The organism is Neisseria sp. Ec49-e6-T10 (assembly GCF_051132615.1).
In the GTDB taxonomy this organism is placed as follows: domain Bacteria; phylum Pseudomonadota; class Gammaproteobacteria; order Burkholderiales; family Neisseriaceae.
In genome coordinates this window covers 2123541-2144678 of record NZ_CP152375.1, presented here as the reverse complement: position 1 = coordinate 2144678, position 21138 = coordinate 2123541, and the positions used below count along the sequence as shown (strand labels likewise).

The window sequence follows — 21138 nt, the reverse complement described above, 5'->3', positions numbered from 1 at the left end:
TTACCCAATATTGCATACATTACACTAAACAATGAAAATTAAATTAGGCGATAGAAAATTACTTGAGGGGAAAATATTAGGATGGGCTTGTATCGCTTTTATTATGGGCTGGCCACTTTTCTTCCTGTTATGGATCATTGGTGAACAGTTTACTTATTTTTGCACGGCTGTAATTGGTTTATCTCTATTAATTTATGTCCTCCTCAAAGCTTCAGTTTCAGATATTATTGGTTATACATTAGGAATAATCACAACTGTTATAGAGGGTATATTAACAACCCCTATGGTAATTCTGCCCTTTTTTTTAATGTTATTTATGCTGGCTTACGGAAAATATAGCCCGAGAATGAAGCGCTATCACAATCAAGCATATATTCATCATTCAATTGCTGCAAATCATCCCTTAAATAAACCAATAACAAAAACCCAACAAACAAATACATCAACACAATCTGGCTGCGTATATGTGCTTATTTGTTTTATTTGGCTCCAGTTCATCATCCTTTTCGGCGGAACCATATTTTTTTATCTTTTTATAAATGAAGATCTAACCCAAGTTTGGGGGCTTTTCATCATTATTCCATTGTTTATTGGTAGTTGTTATGGATTTTGGTGGTTTTTTAAAAAAATTTCGTTCAACAAAAAAATAAAAACAAATCAATAATTTAAAAAAATTTAAAAAATAGTATTTTATTCAAAATAATCTCAATAATCATAAATGAATAACTCGTTTATCTAACATTAAAATACAACAATGATGGTCGCTTGATGCTTTTATTCTAGACTGACTACTTTTCTTAGTTTTATGGACTATTGACGAGAACTTTACCTATTATTTTTTTAACCTGATTAAGGATGTTAAATCACCTGAAAATAGATTATTAACGTATGTGCCTATTACCAAGTCGGAGACCTTTTTGCCTTTTACGAATCATTCATAATGATGGGATTCAATAAACTTACCCACAGCCTGAACCACACTTTCCGCAATCGGTGCATTAGGATCTGAATAGGTCATATAATTATCTACCAATGAAGATGAAGCAGTCTGTTTTAGAACATGAGTCACACCAGGTAACACAACCAATTCACCGTTGGGTGCTGCTTTGTACAATTTTTTTGCATCACGTTCTAATGATACTTGAATATCTTCATCACCTTGTATGATTAGAATAGGTAAAGAAATACTGGCGATCAAATTGACTGGATCATAACTCATTTGATCAATTAAAAAATTCTGCACTACTGGATGAAATAAACCATACAAAGGGGTAGGTATTTTTTCTATGCCAACTGTTTGCCCTTTTTCAAGCATTTGAATGATGGTAAAAGCATCGGAGAGTAACGGTGCATTGCTAGGGTTATTCTTGAGTTGCTCTCGTAAAATTTCCCCCGTTTTCCGCCCTGGTGTTGCGGCCAAAATTAACCCACAAATTCCTTCTGGTTGTTGTGCTGTTAACATTGCAGTGAGACCACCTTCACTATGCCCAAACAACCAGACACACTTTATGCCCTTTTCTTTTCTTAAGGCATCAATCCAAAGGCGAGTATCATCAGCATAATCACGCATTGTCACGGCATTTGGGTTTATATTTGGCGCACTACTAGAAAACATACCACGTTTATCTACCCGAAGTGACGATATTCCATAAGCAGAGGAAATACTACGGGCCAAACGTTCATAAATACGGCTTTTCCCAAGTGGAGTATTACCATCACGATCAGTAGGCCCAGAACCAGGGATAATAATCAAGAAAGCAGAAGAATAAGCTGAAGTTATCTCAAGTCCCTTCAAATATCCTATCGATAGCTCTTTACTTTGCTCACCTGCAAAAACGGGGACAGCAAGAACGGCAGTAAAAATAAACCACCATAGAGAAAAAATAATACGGGTAGCTTTCATTAAATCCAACTTGATAAAAATAGATAAGGGGTCATCTTAAATTCAACAATAGTATCTATGTATTCATAAGCTATATAGTTATATTATAAACTAGCTGGGTATGATGAAGAATAAAGGCTATGAACCTTATTACTTTGTTCATAGCCTTAGAATTTGGCTCCCCGACCTGGGCTCGAACCAGGGACCTGCGGATTAACAGTCCGTCGCTCTACCGACTGAGCTATCAGGGAATTGAGCTGAGCATTATGCCAAGCTATTTTGATCCTGTCAAGATATTTATAATAATCCTTGTTACTCTTTAATTTAAGTGCGCCAAAAAATTATGCTTCTAAATATTTTAAAAACTTCATACTCAATATACGATATGCTTCCTCTTCTTCAGGAGTAAAAGCACCATCGTAAATTTCATTTAAACAACGATATTGCTCGGGAAGATTTTCTTCCACAAAATTAATAGCATGCTGTTTTAAAGCTATTTGCATTTTCCTTTTATCTAAAGAGTCACCTGTACTTAAAATAAAATCTTTTTGTTTTAGGCTTTCTATAATACGTGTTGCATTGGTTCGTGAACAATTCAATGACTTTGCCAATTGACTGGGAGAAAACCTCTGATCTCTGACACTGTATAAGAACAATAAAGTCAGCCATTCACTTTGATTCACATTCAATACTTTTAATGACTGAGTAAAATGTTCACTCAGCAATATTGCCAACCTATGTTGCAAACGAACCAATTTAATCCGCTGAACAGGTGCATCGGGGGTACAACCAGCAAGTTGATCAACGGCTTGCTCCGTTAGAGAAAAAGTATCTGTATTCACAATTAAGTCAGCCTAAATAACATTAAACTTCATGGAAGTGTTTATATTATAAAGTATAAATACATTTATTCACAATCACCCATTAAACCCACATCATTTTTAACCCATTGAATAAAAATATCTATTTAACCAACATCAACAAATCATGAAAATTAAATTAAATATTTTGCCTCTTACGTATTTTATATATTGAAAAATATATATATTTTTCATAAAATGCGCCATTAATTTATTTAATAAATCAGTAAGGACACTGGTCATTAAACATCATTTAATCAGGCATGTTCGTCTTTTCCAAAAAATAGCAGTCATCAGCTTCATTTGCCTTATCACAAGCTTATGGAACAATAAAGCTTTGCCTTCTGAATCAAGCCTGTCATTTAGCCTAAATATAGAACCAAAACAAACTGAAACCGTACAAAACGGTTTTTATATTAGCCCTAATAGACGAACGTATTATATTCAACCTGTGTATGAATATGAACTTTATGGTTTGGTTGTCAGCAAATACAATACTAGACGAGCAATTGCAGCCTCATTTGATGCTGATTTTAATGTGACAGATTTATGTGTTGTTTGGGGCCAAAATGCTCTTGACGGTATTTACAAAGACATCAAGTTTTCTAATACTGATAGCACTTGCGAACCTTACTTTCGCACAAGGGAAGCCTATAATGCCTATCTAAAAGGCGAAAAAGGAGCCTTTAAGCCAACACAATTTTCAAATAATCATTTACTGGCCCCTACCTCTGGGTTAGCCAGAAAATTTCGAAACATAAAAGTTGGTGATCAAGTTTATATTAAAGGCTATTTGGTTAATTATGGTCCAAGCCCCCAAAATATTATACGTAAAACCAGTACAACCCGAACAGATAGGGGTAGAGGCTCAGAGGAATCAATTTATGTCACTGAATTTGATATTCTACACCATACCTACTGGTATTATCTGTTTTGGTTCAGTTTAATCTGTTTGGTCATTTTCAGTTCGCTTTGGTACTATACCGATACGCATAAAGAACAAAAAGAATGGCACGATTTACACCGAAAAAATTTTTAACTTAAGCATATTTGCTTCTTCACAAACCGCACCCTCTTTATCCTGAGTATGAGGCGTTCCTTCTTTTTATTTAATCTGCTATAATAAACGGTTTTTATTGGGTTTTTGACTTAAGGAATAAAGCGTGATCAGCACAAGTAATATCACCATGCAATTTGGTGCTAAACCTCTTTTTGAAAATGTATCGGTTAAATTTGGAGAAGGGAACCGTTATGGCCTAATTGGCGCCAATGGTTCAGGTAAATCCACGTTTATGAAAATTTTAGGGGGTGATTTAGAGCAAACCAGCGGTGAAGTCATTATCGAAACAGGTATGCGCTTAGGTAAATTACGCCAAGATCAGTTTGCATATGAAGATATGCGGGTATTGGATGTTGTCCTAATGGGGCATGAGCAAATGTGGCAAGCGATGACAGAACGTGACGCAATTTATGCCAATTTGGAAGCCACAGAAGACGACTACATGCATGCTGCCGAATTAGAAGCCAAATTTGCTGAATATGACGGTTATACCGCAGAAGCACGTGCGGGGGAAATTCTATTAGGCGCAGGTATTGAATTGGCCCTACATGAAGCCAAAATGAGTGAAGTGGCACCTGGTTTTAAACTAAGAGTTCTATTGGCACAAGCTTTATTTTCAAAACCTGACATTTTATTATTAGATGAACCAACCAATAACTTAGACATTAATACCATCCGTTGGCTTGAGCAGGTATTGAATGAATATGAATCAACCATGATCATTATTTCACATGACCGCCATTTTTTAAATGAAGTATGTACTCATATGGCCGATGTTGATTATGGTGAAATTCGTATCTACCCTGGTAACTATGACGACTATATGTTGGCAAGCACACAAGCTCGCCAACAACAGCTGAGTAATAATGCTCGAGCTAAAGAAAAAATTCAAGAACTACAAGAATTTGTGGCACGTTTCAGTGCCAATAAATCTAAGGCAAGACAAGCGACCTCTCGCTTAAAACAAGCGGATAAATTGAAATCAGACATGGTTGAAGTCAAACCTTCTAGTCGTCAAAGCCCATTTATTCGTTTTGAACCTAATGACAAATTTAAATTACACCGCCAAGCAGTTGTGGTGGAACATTTAAGTAAATCTTTTGATAAAACCTTATTTAAAGATATTGACTTCATTATGGAAGCAGGTGAACGTTTGGCTATCATTGGCCCAAATGGTGCAGGTAAATCGACTTTACTCAAACTATTAGCTGGTGCATTTGACCCTGCTGCAAGCAATGGCATCACGGCAGACTCAGGGACAGCCAAATGGGCTGAAAAAGCATTGGTTGGTTACTACCCTCAAGACCATGAAAATGATTTTGATTGCGATGACACCCTAACAGAGTGGATGCGCCAATGGGGACAAGAAGGAGACGATGAGCAAGTCATCCGTGGTACATTAGGTCGTTTACTTTTTGGTGGTGATGATGTCATTAAAAAAGTCCAAGTACTTTCAGGTGGTGAAAAAGGGCGCATGTTATATGGCAAACTAATTCTGCAAAGACCAAATGTTTTGATTATGGATGAACCGACTAACCATATGGACATGGAAAGTATTGAAGCATTGAATATGGCTTTAGAAAAATACCCTGGCACCTTAATTTTCGTGTCTCATGATCGTCAATTTGTCAGTTCATTGGCAACACAGATACTGGAGCTAGATGGGCAAGGCGGTTACGAGTATTACTTAGGTGATTATGAAAGTTACCTGACCAGCAAGGGTCTATCTTAATTTATTAATAAATAAAATTATTTTATTATTAAAACAGCGGCTACAGTCTTTAAACTCTGTAGCCGCTGTTTCATTTTCAATAAAAAGAGACAATTAATTTTTTAATCTTGTTTCAGCACAAGATCTTTTTGCATACTGAAGTTTTCTAAAACAACACCATAGCGCATAACCTGATTTTCCCTTACCACAGTAAAACCTTTTTTTATAAAAAAATTTTTCGCCACTTTTGAAGCATCGACCGACAATCGTTCATTATTACGTGCCAAAGCCAGTTCTTCAACATAATGATACAAATAACTGGCCACCCCCTGACACTGAAAATTTGGATCAACATACAAACAATCAATATAACCCTCTTGATTTAATTCGATAAACCCAGCAATTTTTTCATTAACAAGACAAATATAAGGTTTGCTTTGATCAAATTTTTTTCGCCAAGAATCATAGTCAGGCGATACTGGTGCCCAAGCTTCTCGTTGAACAGCAGTATAAAATTCATCTGAAATACTGTGAACAGCTCTTTGAAAAAGTGTCACAAGAGTTATAGCATCATGCTGATTATAATTTCTTATGTTCATAAGAATAGTGAATATATCTGATCAATTTATATGGTTAACGGTATTCTTGTCTAATAATAACCATCAAACCCATAACCAAAAACAGTAAGGTCGGTAATGTTGCAGTAATGATCGGGTTCCATGCATGTAATAACCCCAAATACCCAAAGAAGCGATCAATAAAATGGAATGCGACCCCCAGACAAATACCAAAAAACAACCGTATCCCCAAAGCCCCCTGCCGACGCTGTTTAGGCGTAAAAGCCAAAGCAATCAGTGCCATAGACACACAGGCTAAGGGGTAAAATAATTTACTCCATAATGCAATTTCATAACGCTTTGTTTGTTGTTGATTATTTTTTAAATGATTAATATAGTAAACCAAATTAAGTGAAGCCATTTGTTCTGGCACAACCAATAGAACATTTAATATTTTGGGTTCCAAAATAGATTTCCATTCAAGCTCATCATAATGTTCAACAACTGTTTTATTTCCTTCCAGCTTAGTTAAACGTACATCTTTTAAACGCCAAACACCTTTATTAATATATGTGGCAGAAGAGGCAAATAAGCTTTGGCTCATGGTATGCTCTTTTGTATCGTTATAACGATAAACTTTAATACCCTCTAAAGTATTATCTGGCATCATTTTAGCGATATTAATAAAATGATTATTGTCTTTTACCCAAATTCCTGTTTTAAAATTCTGTTCAGCAACTTCTGAATTAATTGCCCGCAAACGCATTTTTTCTGCTTTTTCTTGCGTATAGGGTGCAATGACTTCACCAAATAATATCGCCAATAAAGCAAATAATAAGCCAAATCTTAATAACATCCCACCTACTTGCATAATTGAAATACCAGAAGTACGAATCACGGTATATTCACTATGATTGGCTAATTGGCTCATGGTAATCATGGCACCAATCAATACGGCCAAAGGCATTAATTCATAAGCATGACTAGGTAAGGTTAATGCAATATAACCGAGCATAACCCAAGTATTGTAATGACCCTGTCCAATTTTTGAGACTTCTTCTGTAATATCAAAAAAAGCATATAACCCAAGCAAGGCAACTAAGGTAAAAAGGCTTATTAAAATCAGTTGTTTGGCTAGATAACGAGAAATAATTTTCATGATTTAAACGTAAAAGTGGTTTTCAAATTAGTCCAAAATGGCCCTGCTGCCAATGAACGATATCGAATTAAAATAAATGCCAAACACAGCATTGCTAAGTGACCAATTAAAAAACCTGCAATCATAGATATTTTGCCTTCTGCAATCATATTACGTAACAAAGTTAAACCATTTTGGTACACCAAATACACAACTAATGCAAAAAACAAATTATATGTATGACCTGCTCTTGGATTATAATAAGACAATGGGATAGACAATAATGCCAAAATCAGCACACTAATTGGCATAGACAAACGCCACATAAGCTCTGCTTTAAGCTCAGGTTTTGAAGTATGTATCAGTGTGCGAGTTGGTGTTGTTCTGCGATCGTCATCTGGATCAATAAATTTAGGCGCATAACTGACAGCCGCAGAAAATTTTTGAAAAGCCAACTCTTCAAAATTGGCTTCTCCTGCATTACCAGTATAACGATGACCATTTTCCAACACCAGTTTACGCTCACCATTTTCAACCAACAAATATCCTGTTTTAGCAAAAATAACCGTATTGCGACCATCTTCTGTCACATCTTGTACAAAAATATTTTCAGCTGCACCTGTTTGGGCAGAAAATTTTTCGACAAAATAAACACGTTTTTGTTTGCCTACTTCTTTAAACACCCCTGGTGCTACAACAGACAACTCTTCTCGTTGTTTTAAATTCTCCGCATATTCACGGCTGCGTTGTGCCGCCCAAGGTGTTACTAAGGTAGAAACCAAGCCAACAACAATTGCAAAAGGGATCGCAAAACTAAAAACTGGCCGAATCCAGCTACGTAAAGATAAACCACATGATAACCACACAGCCATTTCTGAATCACGCCAATAGCGGGTAAACACTGTTAATAAACCCACAAAAACGGTCAAAATCAATAAAACAGGCGAAAGACTTAAAGCCCAAAATCCTATTAAGGCAAATACAGCATCCATAGCCACCCTACCCTCAGTGGCACGCCCAAGTAAATTAATGCTTTGAGTTGAAACCAAAATAACGAACAACACAATAAATATGCCTATTGCGGTATAGGTAACTTCTTTAATAAGGCTTTTGCGATAAATCATGTAAAATTTCAATAAAATTTAAATTAGGGTATTGTCTTAACCAGCATTGGGTTACAATAAATTGTTATTCATCATCTATTATTTCCCCAAGGGGTAACTTATGGAATTTAGCATAAAAGAACAAATTTTGCAGCCAAACTTGCAAGCTTTAACGATTTTATTTACCGATTCAAACAATCAACTAAGCTCTTTAGGGCAATATTTCAATGAGATTTCTGCGGGGCTTTTACAAAAAGCCATAGAGCAAAACCAAATTGGTTGTGAAGCAGGAAAACGACAATTCATTGAATTTCTTCATGAAGAACAATTAGTCTCACTACTGTTAGTTGGGCTTGGCGCCAAAGAACATAATAAAGTTTCTTTGGATAAAATGTTCCAAAAAATCACCAAATCATTGCCCACAGAACACAAAAAACAAGCCATTGAACTGGATGTTTCCTTTGTTTCTGCGTATGCGCCTAATTTGTCTGAATTTGTAAGCAGTGCTTTATTGAGTATAAACGATGCTTATTACCAGTACAATCAGTTAAAAACTGATGTGACACCAAATACTCTGGAACAAGTGATTGTCAGCAAATCTGCTGTTGACACACAATTAGAACAACTCGTCCAAAACTTAGCCATTACAGCTGATGCCATTAATTTTGCTAAAGATTTAGGTAATGCGCCAGCCAATTTATGTACCCCACAATACTTAAGTGAACAAGCTGAACAATGGGCAAAAAAAGCGGGCGCCAATGTCCATATTCACAATAAAGAAGACATCATCAATATGGGCATGGGGTCTTTTTGGTCTGTTGCCAAAGGCAGCACCCAGTCACCATATTTTATCGAATTAAATTATCAAGGGACAAAAGCTCAAACAGCACCTTATGTTTTAGTAGGTAAAGGCATCACTTTTGACAGCGGTGGCATTTCATTAAAACCTGGAGAAGGTATGGATGAAATGAAATATGATATGTGTGGTGCAGCAACAGTTATTGCCACTTTTTACGCTGCTGCAAAAATGAAACTACCAATTAATTTAGTTGCTCTAGTGCCTACATGTGAAAATATGCCTTCTGGTGGTGCCAACAAACCTGGTGATATCGTCACCAGCATGAGTGGGCAAACCATTGAAGTGCTAAACACTGATGCAGAAGGTCGGCTCATTTTATGTGATGCGCTCACTTATGCTAAAAAATTCAACCCTCAAGCAGTTATTGATGTGGCCACATTAACAGGAGCCTGTATCATCGCATTGGGTCATATAGGCAGTGCGGTTATTGGTAACGATCAAACATTAATTGATCAACTTTTACAAGCATCTCAAAGCAGTAATGATAAAGCATGGCAAATGCCTATGTGGGATGAATATCAAGAACAATTACACAGTAATTTTGCTGATATTGCTAATATTGGTGGCCGTCCAGCAGGTACGATTACAGCTGCTTGCTTTTTATCCCGCTTTACTGAAAATTATGCTTGGGCACATTTGGATATCGCTGGTACTGCTTGGAAAAGTGGAAAAGAAAAAGGCTCAACTGGCCGTCCTGTACCATTGTTATTAGCTTTTTTACAACAAGCTTCATCCCATCATTAATATGCAAAAAGTGAGTTTTTATACTCATATTACAGACCCTTTGCTTTTTGCCTGTAAACTGACGAAAACGGTTTACAACAAAAAGCAAGGGCTATTAATATGGTTACCTGACACTCAATCTGTAATGGATTTTGATAATAGACTTTGGCGCTTTGAAGCAGAAAGTTTTATTCCTCATCAAGTTTTAAATATAAACAAATCTTTAACACTGAACACAACAGACATTATAATTGGATCAGGCTCCCCCCCAAAAGATTGTCCACTTCAAACAGTGTTAAATTTAAGCGATTACTTTTTTGGAAATGACATACAATTTAACAGAATATTAGAGCTGATTGAACACAACGAACAATCCATGAATAATGCAAGAGATCGTTTTAGAGCCTATAAACAATGCGGTTTTGAACTTGAACACTTTAATATGGAACATAAATCATGACAGATGATAATAAAGATATTGCGCTTAACTGGGAAGACAATCTGGAAAAATTAAGACAGGAACGTGCAAAACATAGCCAGGGCATGCTCAAACAAGAGCAACCCAATCAAACAATTGTTCAATTTGAAGAAGCATTTGAAGAGGCAACAGGTGAAAAAGAACGCCTATTGCAAGAATCTAATCCGTTTGATCAAAGTCCAGATGACGACCATGGTTTGCTGGATAACCCATCTTATGATGAACTGTTAAATATCGACATAATAGGTGGTGAAGATTCTGACTTTCTAAAAGAGATCAACAACCCATCCGAAGTGGAAAATAATGTATTTTTCCACAGTTTAGAAAACTTAGGTAATGCAGACAAAATTGTGACCGGTTCAATAGACAGTTTTATGCCTTTTGATATTGTAGAGGACAATCAAATCCTTGATCAAGAACCAACGCCACACACTCAGATAAATCAGACAAAAACAAAGCCACATATAACTTTGCCAATAACAGCTTCTACAGCTTCACTCTCACCCCAAACAACAACGGTTTCTGAATCATCAAGCAAATCTGCGATACAAGTGGACAATAATGGCCCCGTTGTTAAAGCCAATACTCCTCTTGATCTTAATATTACAGAAAAAACGGTAGAACAAAAACCAACACAAAATGACGAGACCATTACCCCTCCTGTTGCATCAGAACAATCTTCTATTATTTCATCTACAACAAAATCGGAACATTCTATAATCAGTCATGAACCTGAGCCCAAAGTTGAAGATTTAACACCAACTGAACTTGAAATTGTAGACGAAATAAATATTTTTCCATTAAATACCCCTACTGCTTTAGCTGAGCAAAATATTGTCAAAGCAGAAGCAGAAGCAGAAGCAGAAGCAGAAGCAGAAGCAGAAGCAGAAGCAGAAGCAGAAGCAGAAGCAGAAGCAGAAGCAGAAGCAGAAGCAGAAGCAGAAGCAGAAGCAGAAGCAGAAATAATAGCGCCTGAAGTAGAACCAAGACAAGTCTCTTTGTCTGCTGAATTTAATCAAGAAGAACAACCGACATCAAATACGCTAATATCAAATAAACCTGAACAAACAACAACAAATTTTGCGATTCAAGTACCACAAAAACAACTTGAACCAATAGTCCAAACAACTGAAACAACAAAAGAGCCATTGACTGTTCAAAAACCAATTAAATCTGTAGAAGAAATTTCAGTAGAGGGAATTTCAATAGACGACATCCAACCTACAGCCATTATTACACCAAAACAAGAGGAAGAAGCACAATCTAAACCAACAGATAACTTATCTCATAACGTATCTGTCGATGTTCAAACCAATACAATTGAAGTTAAAGCAGACAATATTGAAGATGCTCAACCCACATCTGAAATGAAATATGTTGAAGAAAAAATTCCAGAACTCAATTTAGCTGTTCCACAAAATAAAGCTGCTCATGCTGATATTACAGCTGAAATCGTTACTCAAAAACCTGTTTCTTTAGTAGGTGAACATCAACTGATTGAATCTGTTGTGCAACAACTGTCTGTTTCTATTCACCAAACAGTGATGAATTTTGTCAAAGAAGAGCTAGACAAACAAACAGAACAAATAACACAAACCATTAGTCAACAACTGCCTTCTATTTTAACGAATATGCTACAAAAAGAAGTCAAAACTGCAATTGAAAAAACAAAGCAACAATTAAAATAATCTCTTATCCAAAAGCACTGGTGCAACCCTATCTACACCAATACTTTTGGATACCTAAGAGACTTAAAAAAAACTCTTCTAAACCTATATCAACACATAAAAACTCAATTTATGGTACTACTCATACCCAATCTAATGATATACATTTTCAAATGTTTTTTATTGAATAATTTATCATGTTTATTGACATAAATGTAAGCTAGAAAAAATTATCTTACGAAGGTTTCCTAGATTAAAACTTGCAAATAAAAACCATTCTCATTAAAATACTCAACTGAATTTGGCAAACAATATTTTATGACTAAGACCGTAAATTTTTATTATTCTGGTGTTTTTCTTGGTGTAACAGCAATACATATCCTGTTATTGACCTTAATAACGCTTTTCGCCCATCAGACGAATACGCCTAAACCAGAAAAGCCACTGACTTTAGAAATGGTCGAGATATTGCCCTCTACTATGTCGCCTTTCTCACAAGACTCAACAGATGTTGCAACTGAGGAGCAAAAACAAAAAGCACCTAAAAAAAATGAACCGACTAAAACACAACCTAAAGCAACAAAACAACATAAAGAAACATCTATAAAACCAGAAATTAAAATAGAAACCAAAACTGAACCTATTACCCAAGCCCCTGTTAAGACGACACAGACAAATAGTGATACAGCAAAAATTGCGGCTTCAAACACCAATAGTAATACCAGCACAACAACTGAAAAAAAAACTGTTGCAGATAATACCAGCTCGACAAACACGCAAAATAATACTGGTAGCGGCACAACGGGACAGCAAAAAAATGCTTCTTCGGGTAATACACTAGGTGGTGGTGCCATTGTAGGACCAACCCATATTGGCGGGCATACAGGTTCTAGAGAGGCAAAATTTCCAGAAGAAGCAGAATATCTAGGCATACGACATGGTTCTGCTCGTGTTGAAGTGTTAGTTGGTGCAAATGGAAAAGCCAAAAGTGTAAAAGTAACAGAGAGCACACACCCCTATTTTCGAACAGCAGCACGAAAAGCGGCTTCTGGTTGGCGTTATAAACCAGCAACTCGTGGTGGTGTACCTATTGATTATATTTTTGCATTCTCAATCATATACAACCTAAAATGAAAGATTAAACCCTATGGATTTATTAACTGTTTTTAAACAAGGTGACTGGATATTAATGGGTGTTTTCATCACATTAATTATTATGAGTATCTTAACTTGGACTTTAATCATTATTCGGTTAATGAAATTATATCAAGCAAAAAAAGCCAATAAAGAATTACAAACCAAAATTTGGCAAGCTCAAAATTGGGAAGAAGTCCACCATTTAGTTAACAATAATACTGCTCCTGTAGCTCAAATCACGCTCAGTGCTATTAAAGCAAGAGAGCATTATAAAAAATACAGTGGAAAACAATTAGGTATTGCTTGCCCTTTAGATGAATTTTTAACGCGCGCCATCCGCCGCTCACTGACAGAAGAAAACAGTAAATTTGAAAATGGTTTAACCACTTTAGCATCAATTGGTGCGACGGCTCCTTTTATTGGGCTTTTCGGTACCGTTTGGGGCATTTATCATGCTTTAGTAAATATTGGCATGAGTGGGCAAATGAGTATTGCCGCAGTATCTGGCCCAATTGGTGAAGCGCTTATTGCTACAGCAGCAGGTTTAGCCGCTGCGATTCCAGCTGTATTGGCATACAATGCGTTAAGCCGCAGCAATAAAGTATTGTCTCGTGATTTGGATCATTTTGCGCATGACTTACATGCACAAATGATGTTTCCAACTGAATAAATATTGTGTTTGTTGATGATACTAAAACAAACTTAATGCTTAAAAAACTTTGCAGGAGCAGCAACTATGGCTTTTGGTAATTTTAATCAGGATGAAAATCAACCTATGGCAGAAATCAACACCACTCCTTTAGTGGACGTGATGTTGGTACTGTTGGTGGTATTTATGGTGACGATGCCCTTGATTACACATTCTATTCCGCTAAATTTACCTGAATCAAGTAATAAAATTGATATCACGGAGCAAAAAGAACCCATGCGTGTTTCTATTGATGAAAAAGGTGATTTTTTTATTGGTGACAAACAGATTTCAGAAAATGAATTGAAAACAACGTTTCAGAACGCTTTTAAAACAGACAAAGACACAATCGTCGCCATTGCTGCAGACAAACAAGTTGAATATAAATATGTAGCAAAAATGTTGAGCCTCGCCCAAGAAGCTGGCTTGAAAAAAGTAGGCTTTGTTACAGAAGCTCAATAATATTATTGAATTTTATCTTGAGAAACGCAAAAACCAATTCAGGCCATTTTTGCGTTTCTTTTTTTATCAAGGCTCCTTCTTTTGTATGATTTATTTTGTTTCGAACTATTTTTTCCATACAAATTTAAAAAAAAATACTAAAAATGCTTTTTTTGCGTTACAATTTTGCAAATTCTTATAACAACAAAATATTCAATTGGTTTTTTCTTTAAATATCAACAAATAAAAGATTATTTTATTCTATTTGATTATTTTCAAACCTTTTATTCAGTTTAACCTTCTTATGTTTTCTGCAAACAGGGTTAACTGAGTTTTCAATTTGTAAGGAGAATGCTTATGCTTCAATTAGATACTTATAGTACCTTGGTTGCTGCCAGCTTGGTTTTATTAATTGGTCAAGTTATGGTACAACGCCTCGGATTTTTAAATCGATACACCATACCTGCTCCTGTTGCTGGTGGTTTATTGGTTGCATTAAGTTTGCTGATCTTAAAACAAACATTTAATTGGCAAGTGTCTTTTGATATGTCTTTAAGAGATCCATTGATGCTCGCTTTTTTTGCCAGTATTGGGTTAAATGCCAATATTGCCAGTCTAAAGTCTGGTGGCAAAGCATTATTTATTTTCCTATTTGTCGTCATCGGTTTATTAATTATCCAAAATGCAGTTGGTGTAGGGCTAGCCAGCTTACTGGGAATAGAGCCTTTAATGGGTTTATTGGCCGGTTCCATTACACTTTCTGGCGGACATGGTACAGGCGCTGCTTGGAGTAAAGTATTCTCGGAACAATATGGTTTTTCAACAGCAACAGAAGTCGCCATGGCATGTGCAACTTTCGGCCTTGTCTTAGGTGGTTTAATTGGTGGGCCAGTAGCCCGTTTTTTAATCAAAAAAATACCCAATCAAGGCAGTTCAGAAAAAGAACAAGAAACTGTTGATGATATGAGTGCTTTTGAAAAACCTAAAGCTGAACGTTTAATCACAGCTTCGGCCATGATTGAAACCATTGCCATGTTGGCCATTTGTTTAACAGCAGGCAGTTATATTGCTGATTTATTACGTGGAACCAGTTTTGAGTTACCTACCTTTGTTTGTGTCTTGTTTATTGGCGTGATTCTAAATAATACATTATCTTCTTTCAGTAGCTATCAAATATTTGAACGTTCTGTTTCCGTCTTGGGTAATGTGAGCTTATCTTTATTTTTGGCCATGGCTTTGATGAGTTTAAAACTATGGGAATTGGCTTCTTTGGCTATTCCTATGCTGATCATTTTAACTATTCAAGCTTTAGTAATGGCTTTATATGCTATTTTTGTGACATTCCGCGTAATGGGTAAAAACTATGATGCGGCCGTTTTAGCTGCCGGTCACTGTGGCTTTGGGCTGGGTGCCACACCTACTGCAATTGCCAACATGCAAGCGATCACCGAACGCTTTGGTCCTTCTCATGTTGCCTTTTTAGTTGTTCCCATGGTTGGCGCATTCTTTATTGATTTGGTCAATGTGATTGTGATTAAGTTGTATTTAATGCTACCCATATTTGGTGGGTAAATAATCGATTATTAAATCAATAGATTAATCAATATTTCATTAGGCCTGATTATGTATATTCAGGCCTAATATTCTTGCATATCCTATATCAGCCAACCCCATCTTAATTTTATAGCAATAATAAATCACACCAATCTATTATTTTACTTGCAAATAATAATCGTTATTATTATCATATAAAAATATTATTTTTATGATTGATTGCCATATGTTTTTGGTTCCTTTCTTAATCATGCTAAGGGAAGGCTTAGAGGCCGCCCTCATCGTTAGCATTATTGCCAGCTATTTAAAAAAAACGGGTAATGAACAATGGATGCGTTTTGTCTGGTTTGGTATTGTCAGTGCCGTTGTTCTATGCTGTATTGTAGGGTTGATTATGGTAAAAACCCTTGGCGAAATTTCTCAAAGGGAACAAGAATTATTTGAAGGTATTGTCGCCATTATTGCTGTTTTTGTCCTCACTTATATGGTGTTCTGGATGAACAAAGCAGCAAAATCCATTAAAAACTCACTGACTAACTCGATTGATGTGGCAATGAATCGCAGCAAAGGTCAAGGCATTATGCTCGTTGGTATGGCATTTTTTGCCGTTGCCCGAGAAGGCTTAGAATCATTATTCTTTTTATTTGCTATTTTTGAGCAGGATACGGCCAAAATTTCTGCCCCTCTTGGGGCATTTAGCGGTTTATTACTTGCCGTTTTACTTGGACTTGGCATATACCACGGTAGCGTTCGTCTAAACCTAGCAAAATTTTTCCGTTTTACCAGTATTTTTATCCTCTTTGTTGCCGCAGGCCTAGCGGCTAGTGCACTTAAGGCACTACATGAAGCAGGAATATGGAATGCCTTACAAACCATTGTCTATGATGCTTCAGTTGGCCCCTTCTCCACTCATGGTTTCTTGGGCACAATTTTAGCAGGTCTTTTTGGATACAGTGACAGCCCAACACAAGGTGAAGTGATTGTTTATTTTACTTATTTAATCCCAGCGTTACTTTTCTTTTTCTGGCCAAAAAAAACTTTGTTATCAGAAGAAAAAAAAGAATCGACCGTATAACTTTAATTATTTATTAGGAGCTTTACCAAATGATCCAAAAAAAATTTTCGCGTATCCTACTTGTCACTTGTATCTCTTTGGCTTTAGGTGCCTGTCAGGAAAAAGCAAACACCCCTGCCAATAACAGCACATCAGAAACAGTCACAAATGCTGTTGCCTCTGATGCGGCACAAAATACATCAAACACCCTACCCTCAGCAGAAGATTTTGTTCAACCTGTGGCAGACTACAAAGTTTATGTACTCGAAGAATTGGTCGCTTTAGAAGCATCTACCAAAAAATTTACAGATGCCATTAAAGCAGGCAATATAGAAGAAGCAAAAGCATTATATGCACCAACACGTTTGCATTATGAACGTGTAGAACCTGCTGCTGAAATTTTTGGGGATTTAGACCCTGCAATCGATGCACGAGAAGACGACTTCAAACTTAAAGCAGAAGACCCAGATTTCACTGGTTTTCACCGCTTAGAAAAAGCCTTATTTGGCGACAACACAACCAAAGGCATGGAAAAATATGCAGACAAACTGATGGCTGATGTGACTGAATTACACAATCGTTTAAAAAATGAAAGTATTCCTGTTGTTAAAATGGTGCAAGGTTCAGCTGATTTAATGGAAGAAATCGCCCAAACCAAAATCAGTGGTGAAGAAGATCGTTATAGCCGAACAGATTTATGGGATTTTAGTGGAAACCTAGAAGGCTCTATTAAAATAGTTCAGTTATTAACCCCTTTAATTGAAAAAGCCAATCCTGAACTTTTAGCCAAAATCAACCAAAACTATGATGAAGTACAAACTACTTTAAATAAATACAAAACAGCAGATGGCAAAGGGTTTGAGCCTTATACTGCTTTATCAGACACTGATAGAAACACCATGAAAGCACAAATCAATACTTTAGCTGAAGATCTGGCGCAGTTACGTGGCACTCTTGGTCTAGATTAATCATTTATTCTGTTTGCCATCATGACGGATCCACATTGATCTCATGGTGGCATTCTTCTTTTAATGGAGTTACCCATAATGTTGCGTTTGCCTTTCATCAAAAGCATTACCCTTGTACTACCTATAATAATGGTCACAGGCTGTTCAGAGCGAAATCAAACAAGCCCAAATAATGCAACCGATAATATAGAGGAAGTCAAAATTGCCGTACTGGAACACGCTTGCGAGCCAATGAAATTAGAAATTAATGCAGGTAAAACGCGTTTTCTTATCGAGAATAAAACCCAAAGAGCTGTGGAATGGGAAATTTTAAAAGGGGTGCGCATTATTGATGAAAGAGAAAACATTCCTCCTGGGTTTACTCAAAAACTGACAACCACTTTAGAACCTGATACTTATGAGATGACCTGTGGTTTACTCTCTAATCCAAGAGGCACACTCATCGTACACGCAACCAAAGATACTGTATTGAATAAAAAACCCACACCAGTAGAATTGGTTGGGCCTATTGCAGACTATAAAATTTATACCAATACTCAAGTATCGGAATTATTGACTCAAGCGCAACAATTGAATGAAGCAGTCAAAGCAGGTGATTTGAAAAAAGCACAAGCTTTGTATACTGAAACACTTAAGCCTTATGAACATATTGAACCGGTGATCAAACAATTTGCGGCTTTAGATACAGCCATCGGCGCAGATGAAAGTGTCTTTAAACTAAAAGATAAAGACCCTGAATTTATAAGCTTACACCGTATTGAAAAAGGTTTATTTTCTGAACAATCTACAGCAACACTTTTACCCTTAACAGAAAAATTAGTGCTCAATATCCAAGAGCTGCAAACACAAATTAAAACACTGAATATTTCTGCACAGCAAATGGTCAAAAATGCGCAAATGCTGATGTTGGATATTGCACAAATAAAAATTGAAGGTCTAAAAAATCGTTATGCCCATACTGATTTAGCCAGTATTCATGCCAATACCGAAGGCGCTTTAAAAATTACCCAGTTATTACGCCCAATGTTACAAAAATCCAATCCAGAATTGGCAACACATATTGAACAGGATTTTGCACAAATCAATACTATACTGACACAATACCAAAACCCAGAAAAAAATGGATTTGCTGTCTACCAACAATTAACTGCTGAGGATAAAGCACAGTTGAAAAAGCTCAGCATTGACTTAGCTGAAAAACTAACAAATATGCAATCAGCACTAGGATTAGAGTAAATTGAAATATAATAGAAAGTGACCCAATATGGATAATCAACAAGATAAAGGAAAAACACCAGACAATTTGGAACCTATTATTGCCTCTCCTAGTCGCCGCCGTTTATTGACTAATCTGACTCTTGCAGGTGGTGGCGTGGCCTTAGGAGCTTTTGGTGCTTTTTCTGCTTTAAAAAACAATCAAGCACCTGATGTAACCACTGCTTGTGCTCATCTTTGTGATGACCCAAGCTTACAGTCTGTGCCCTTTTTTGGCCAACACCAGTCAGGTATTATTACCCCTGAAACAGCGGAAGCTATTTTTATTTCTTTTAATGTTGTTGGTCGCACTAAAAACGACTTAGTGACTTTGTTTAAAGGATTAACACAAAGAATTGCCTTTTTAACCAAAGGTGGCCCCCAACCAACAGAGCATATTCAAATGCCACCGCCAGACTCTGGCTTATTAGGCACACAAATACACCCTGATAACTTAAGCATTACCGTTGCTGTTGGTGCTTCTTTATTTGATGAGCGTTTTGGGTTACATACACTTAAACCCAAACAACTGGTGGAAATGCCCTCTTTTTCAAATGATGCACTAGATGCCAGTTGGTGCGACGGTGATATTTTATTGCAAATATGTGCCAATTCGCGTGAAACAGTTATCTATGCAATGAGGGATATCATTAAAAATTTTCCTAAATTATTGGTACCACACTGGAAAATGGATGGTTTTTTACCTGCCAGAGCCATCCGCCATCGCAGCACACCAATCAATCTATTTGGCTTTAAAGACGGTACAGGAAACCCATCAACCAAAAGCGAAAAGCTCATGAACGAAATGGTTTGGGTCAATAAACAAACAGGTGAGCCTGATTGGACAGAAGGTGGAACCTATCAAGTGATTCGTCTGATTCGACACTACTTAGAATTTTGGGACAGAACACCTTTAGGTGAACAGCAAGTAGACTTTGGTCGCCAAAAAGCTTCGGGTGCACCATTTGGCAAAGAGAATGAATTTGATGATCCAGAATATGAATCAGACCCAGAAGGCAAAATTACCCCTTTAGATTCACATATGCGCCGTGCGGAACCACGAGGACAAGGACGTCATGATGCCAAACTATTGCGCAGAAGCTATAATTATTCTTTAGGACTCACAAAATCCAGCCAACTGGATATGGGACTGGTTTTTGTTTGTTTCCAATCAGATTTACAAAAAGGTTTTATCGATACGCAAAATCGCTTATCAGGAGAGCCTTTAGAAGAATACATTAAACCATTTGGTGGTGGCTATTATTTCGCTTTACCTGGCATACAAGAAGGTTCATGGCTAGGACAAAGTTTGCTAGAAGCATAATTTTATTTGCTCAAATCAGATAGTCTTTTATAATAAAGGCTATCTGATTTTTTATGAGCACTTAATTTTGATTCGTTTTCAACATCCGCATTTATTGTCACTATATTGCTTATTCATCAGCAACCATATTTATTCCAATGTTTTAGAAAAATTGGATCACCACTATTATTCAGTCACAATTAAACCCAATCAAAGTATTAACCATGCCATCAAACAAGCCAGCCCAATCAAAATCAATGGTCACACCTTTGATGCCTCAACAAATTGGACGATTCGTTGGCAATATGATTGGGAGCAAGAACACTCTACAGGAGAATGTAAAATTGTGCAGGTGAGCGTTTACTTAAACACCATCATTACGATGCCAAAATTAGTAGGTTCACACTCGCAAGGGCAAATTCGTTCATTTAAACAAAAAAATGAAACTTTATATACACATGAATACCTTCACTATAAAAAATCAAGACAAACTGCATATCAATTAAATAATCTTCTGAACAATGCCCCCCCTGCATCAAACTGCACAAGACTAGAACAACAAGTCAATTCAATGGGCCATAAAATGTTGCAAGAGTTAACAAATTGGCATCAGCATTATGACAAAATAACCCAACATGGGGAAAAACAATATTTATGGGAGAAACAAAATCACTAATTTACTTACAGTTAATTTGTCACTC

General features: G+C 36.5%; 20 protein-coding genes and 1 tRNA gene. 15 read left to right on the top strand and 6 right to left on the bottom strand.

Annotation, left to right across the window (positions count from 1 at the left end):
- Nucleotides 1-31: 31 nt before the first annotated feature.
- Nucleotides 32-664 (top strand): hypothetical protein, encoded by a 633-nt coding sequence (locus AADH04_RS10870; RefSeq protein ID WP_434777297.1) that lies wholly within the window; start codon nt 32-34, stop codon nt 662-664.
- A gap of 267 nt (nt 665-931) precedes the next feature.
- Here the strand turns inward: AADH04_RS10870 and AADH04_RS10865 are convergent, their stop codons facing one another.
- The 3 genes from AADH04_RS10865 to AADH04_RS10855 all read right to left on the bottom strand — a co-directional run bounded on the left by AADH04_RS10865 (nt 932) and on the right by AADH04_RS10855 (nt 2724).
- Nucleotides 932-1903: an alpha/beta hydrolase gene (locus AADH04_RS10865; RefSeq protein WP_434777296.1), complete on the bottom strand. Its 972-nt coding sequence runs from the start codon at nt 1901-1903 to the stop codon at nt 932-934.
- Between the two features lie 154 nt (nt 1904-2057).
- Nucleotides 2058-2133, bottom strand: a tRNA-Asn gene (locus AADH04_RS10860).
- Between the two features lie 90 nt (nt 2134-2223).
- Nucleotides 2224-2724 carry a MarR family transcriptional regulator gene (locus AADH04_RS10855; RefSeq protein WP_434777295.1) on the bottom strand — a complete coding sequence of 167 codons (501 nt, stop codon included), beginning with the start codon at nt 2722-2724 and terminating at the stop codon, nt 2224-2226.
- 355 nt (nt 2725-3079) lie between these two features.
- Here AADH04_RS10855 and AADH04_RS10850 point away from each other — a divergent pair, with 355 nt between their 5' ends.
- Complete coding sequence (locus AADH04_RS10850) at nt 3080-3781, top strand: hypothetical protein (RefSeq protein WP_434777294.1); 702 nt, start codon at nt 3080-3082, stop codon at nt 3779-3781.
- A gap of 124 nt (nt 3782-3905) precedes the next feature.
- A complete protein-coding gene (locus AADH04_RS10845) occupies nt 3906-5534 on the top strand; it encodes an ABC-F family ATPase (protein WP_434777293.1) in 1629 nt (542 codons plus the stop codon).
- Between the two features lie 101 nt (nt 5535-5635).
- Here AADH04_RS10845 and AADH04_RS10840 read toward each other — a convergent pair whose 3' ends face one another.
- From AADH04_RS10840 to lptF, 3 genes are all read right to left on the bottom strand, one after another.
- Entirely contained in the window at nt 5636-6070 is a 435-nt protein-coding gene (locus AADH04_RS10840) for a GNAT family N-acetyltransferase (RefSeq protein ID WP_434777292.1), read from the bottom strand.
- A gap of 76 nt (nt 6071-6146) precedes the next feature.
- Complete coding sequence (gene lptG / locus AADH04_RS10835) at nt 6147-7229, bottom strand: LPS export ABC transporter permease LptG (RefSeq protein WP_434777291.1); 1083 nt, start codon at nt 7227-7229, stop codon at nt 6147-6149.
- On the bottom strand, nt 7226-8332 hold the full coding sequence (lptF, locus tag AADH04_RS10830) for an LPS export ABC transporter permease LptF (protein ID WP_434777290.1): 1107 nt from the start codon (nt 8330-8332) through the stop codon (nt 7226-7228). The genes lptG and lptF overlap by 4 nt, the downstream gene beginning before the upstream one ends.
- A 100-nt stretch (nt 8333-8432) precedes the next feature.
- Here lptF and AADH04_RS10825 point away from each other — a divergent pair, with 100 nt between their 5' ends.
- From AADH04_RS10825 to AADH04_RS10770, 12 genes are all read left to right on the top strand, one after another.
- Entirely contained in the window at nt 8433-9914 is a 1482-nt protein-coding gene (locus tag AADH04_RS10825; protein WP_434777289.1) for a leucyl aminopeptidase, read from the top strand.
- Nucleotides 9915-9924: 10 nt separating this feature from the next.
- Nucleotides 9925-10353, top strand: coding sequence for a DNA polymerase III subunit chi (locus AADH04_RS10820; RefSeq protein ID WP_434777288.1), 429 nt, complete (start codon nt 9925-9927; stop codon nt 10351-10353).
- A complete protein-coding gene (locus AADH04_RS10815) occupies nt 10350-12059 on the top strand; it encodes a hypothetical protein (RefSeq protein ID WP_434777287.1) in 1710 nt (569 codons plus the stop codon). Before AADH04_RS10820 ends, AADH04_RS10815 begins: the two co-directional genes overlap by 4 nt.
- A gap of 297 nt (nt 12060-12356) precedes the next feature.
- Complete coding sequence (locus tag AADH04_RS10810; protein ID WP_434777286.1) at nt 12357-13172, top strand: TonB family protein; 816 nt, start codon at nt 12357-12359, stop codon at nt 13170-13172.
- 13 nt (nt 13173-13185) lie between these two features.
- The gene (locus AADH04_RS10805; RefSeq protein WP_434777285.1) at nt 13186-13845 is read left to right on the top strand and encodes a MotA/TolQ/ExbB proton channel family protein; all 660 of its coding nucleotides are present in this window, start codon (nt 13186-13188) and stop codon (nt 13843-13845) included.
- A 66-nt stretch (nt 13846-13911) separates the two neighbouring features.
- Complete coding sequence (locus AADH04_RS10800; protein ID WP_434777284.1) at nt 13912-14325, top strand: ExbD/TolR family protein; 414 nt, start codon at nt 13912-13914, stop codon at nt 14323-14325.
- A 336-nt stretch (nt 14326-14661) separates the two neighbouring features.
- Nucleotides 14662-15876, top strand: a complete 1215-nt coding sequence (gltS, locus tag AADH04_RS10795; RefSeq protein ID WP_434777283.1) for a sodium/glutamate symporter — start codon at nt 14662-14664, stop codon at nt 15874-15876.
- Nucleotides 15877-16069: 193 nt separating this feature from the next.
- Entirely contained in the window at nt 16070-16933 is an 864-nt protein-coding gene (gene efeU, locus AADH04_RS10790) for an iron uptake transporter permease EfeU (protein ID WP_434777282.1), read from the top strand.
- Nucleotides 16934-16962: 29 nt separating this feature from the next.
- Nucleotides 16963-17880 carry an iron uptake system protein EfeO gene (gene efeO, locus AADH04_RS10785; RefSeq protein ID WP_434777281.1) on the top strand — a complete coding sequence of 306 codons (918 nt, stop codon included), beginning with the start codon at nt 16963-16965 and terminating at the stop codon, nt 17878-17880.
- Between the two features lie 78 nt (nt 17881-17958).
- Nucleotides 17959-19116, top strand: coding sequence for an iron uptake system protein EfeO (gene efeO, locus AADH04_RS10780; RefSeq protein ID WP_434777280.1), 1158 nt, complete (start codon nt 17959-17961; stop codon nt 19114-19116).
- A gap of 28 nt (nt 19117-19144) precedes the next feature.
- The gene (gene efeB / locus AADH04_RS10775) at nt 19145-20458 is read left to right on the top strand and encodes an iron uptake transporter deferrochelatase/peroxidase subunit (RefSeq protein WP_434777279.1); all 1314 of its coding nucleotides are present in this window, start codon (nt 19145-19147) and stop codon (nt 20456-20458) included.
- A gap of 67 nt (nt 20459-20525) precedes the next feature.
- A complete protein-coding gene (locus AADH04_RS10770) occupies nt 20526-21113 on the top strand; it encodes a DUF922 domain-containing protein (RefSeq protein ID WP_434777278.1) in 588 nt (195 codons plus the stop codon).
- Nucleotides 21114-21138: the final 25 nt, after the last annotated feature.

What these genes read in the sequence shown, in the direction of transcription:
- efeO (WP_434777281.1), top strand. Translation starts at nt 16,963, where the DNA reads ATGATCCAAAAAAAATTTTCGCGTATCCTACTTGTCACTTGTATCTCT.
- AADH04_RS10865 (WP_434777296.1), bottom strand. Translation starts at nt 1,903, where the DNA reads ATGAAAGCTACCCGTATTATTTTTTCTCTATGGTGGTTTATTTTTACT.
- efeO (WP_434777280.1), top strand. Translation starts at nt 17,959, where the DNA reads ATGTTGCGTTTGCCTTTCATCAAAAGCATTACCCTTGTACTACCTATA.
- efeU (WP_434777282.1), top strand. Translation starts at nt 16,070, where the DNA reads ATGATTGATTGCCATATGTTTTTGGTTCCTTTCTTAATCATGCTAAGG.
- AADH04_RS10800 (WP_434777284.1), top strand. Translation starts at nt 13,912, where the DNA reads ATGGCTTTTGGTAATTTTAATCAGGATGAAAATCAACCTATGGCAGAA.
- AADH04_RS10825 (WP_434777289.1), top strand. Translation starts at nt 8,433, where the DNA reads ATGGAATTTAGCATAAAAGAACAAATTTTGCAGCCAAACTTGCAAGCT.
- AADH04_RS10870 (WP_434777297.1), top strand. Translation starts at nt 32, where the DNA reads ATGAAAATTAAATTAGGCGATAGAAAATTACTTGAGGGGAAAATATTA.
- AADH04_RS10805 (WP_434777285.1), top strand. Translation starts at nt 13,186, where the DNA reads ATGGATTTATTAACTGTTTTTAAACAAGGTGACTGGATATTAATGGGT.
- AADH04_RS10815 (WP_434777287.1), top strand. Translation starts at nt 10,350, where the DNA reads ATGACAGATGATAATAAAGATATTGCGCTTAACTGGGAAGACAATCTG.
- lptF (WP_434777290.1), bottom strand. Translation starts at nt 8,332, where the DNA reads ATGATTTATCGCAAAAGCCTTATTAAAGAAGTTACCTATACCGCAATA.
- AADH04_RS10810 (WP_434777286.1), top strand. Translation starts at nt 12,357, where the DNA reads ATGACTAAGACCGTAAATTTTTATTATTCTGGTGTTTTTCTTGGTGTA.
- efeB (WP_434777279.1), top strand. Translation starts at nt 19,145, where the DNA reads ATGGATAATCAACAAGATAAAGGAAAAACACCAGACAATTTGGAACCT.
- lptG (WP_434777291.1), bottom strand. Translation starts at nt 7,229, where the DNA reads ATGAAAATTATTTCTCGTTATCTAGCCAAACAACTGATTTTAATAAGC.
- gltS (WP_434777283.1), top strand. Translation starts at nt 14,662, where the DNA reads ATGCTTCAATTAGATACTTATAGTACCTTGGTTGCTGCCAGCTTGGTT.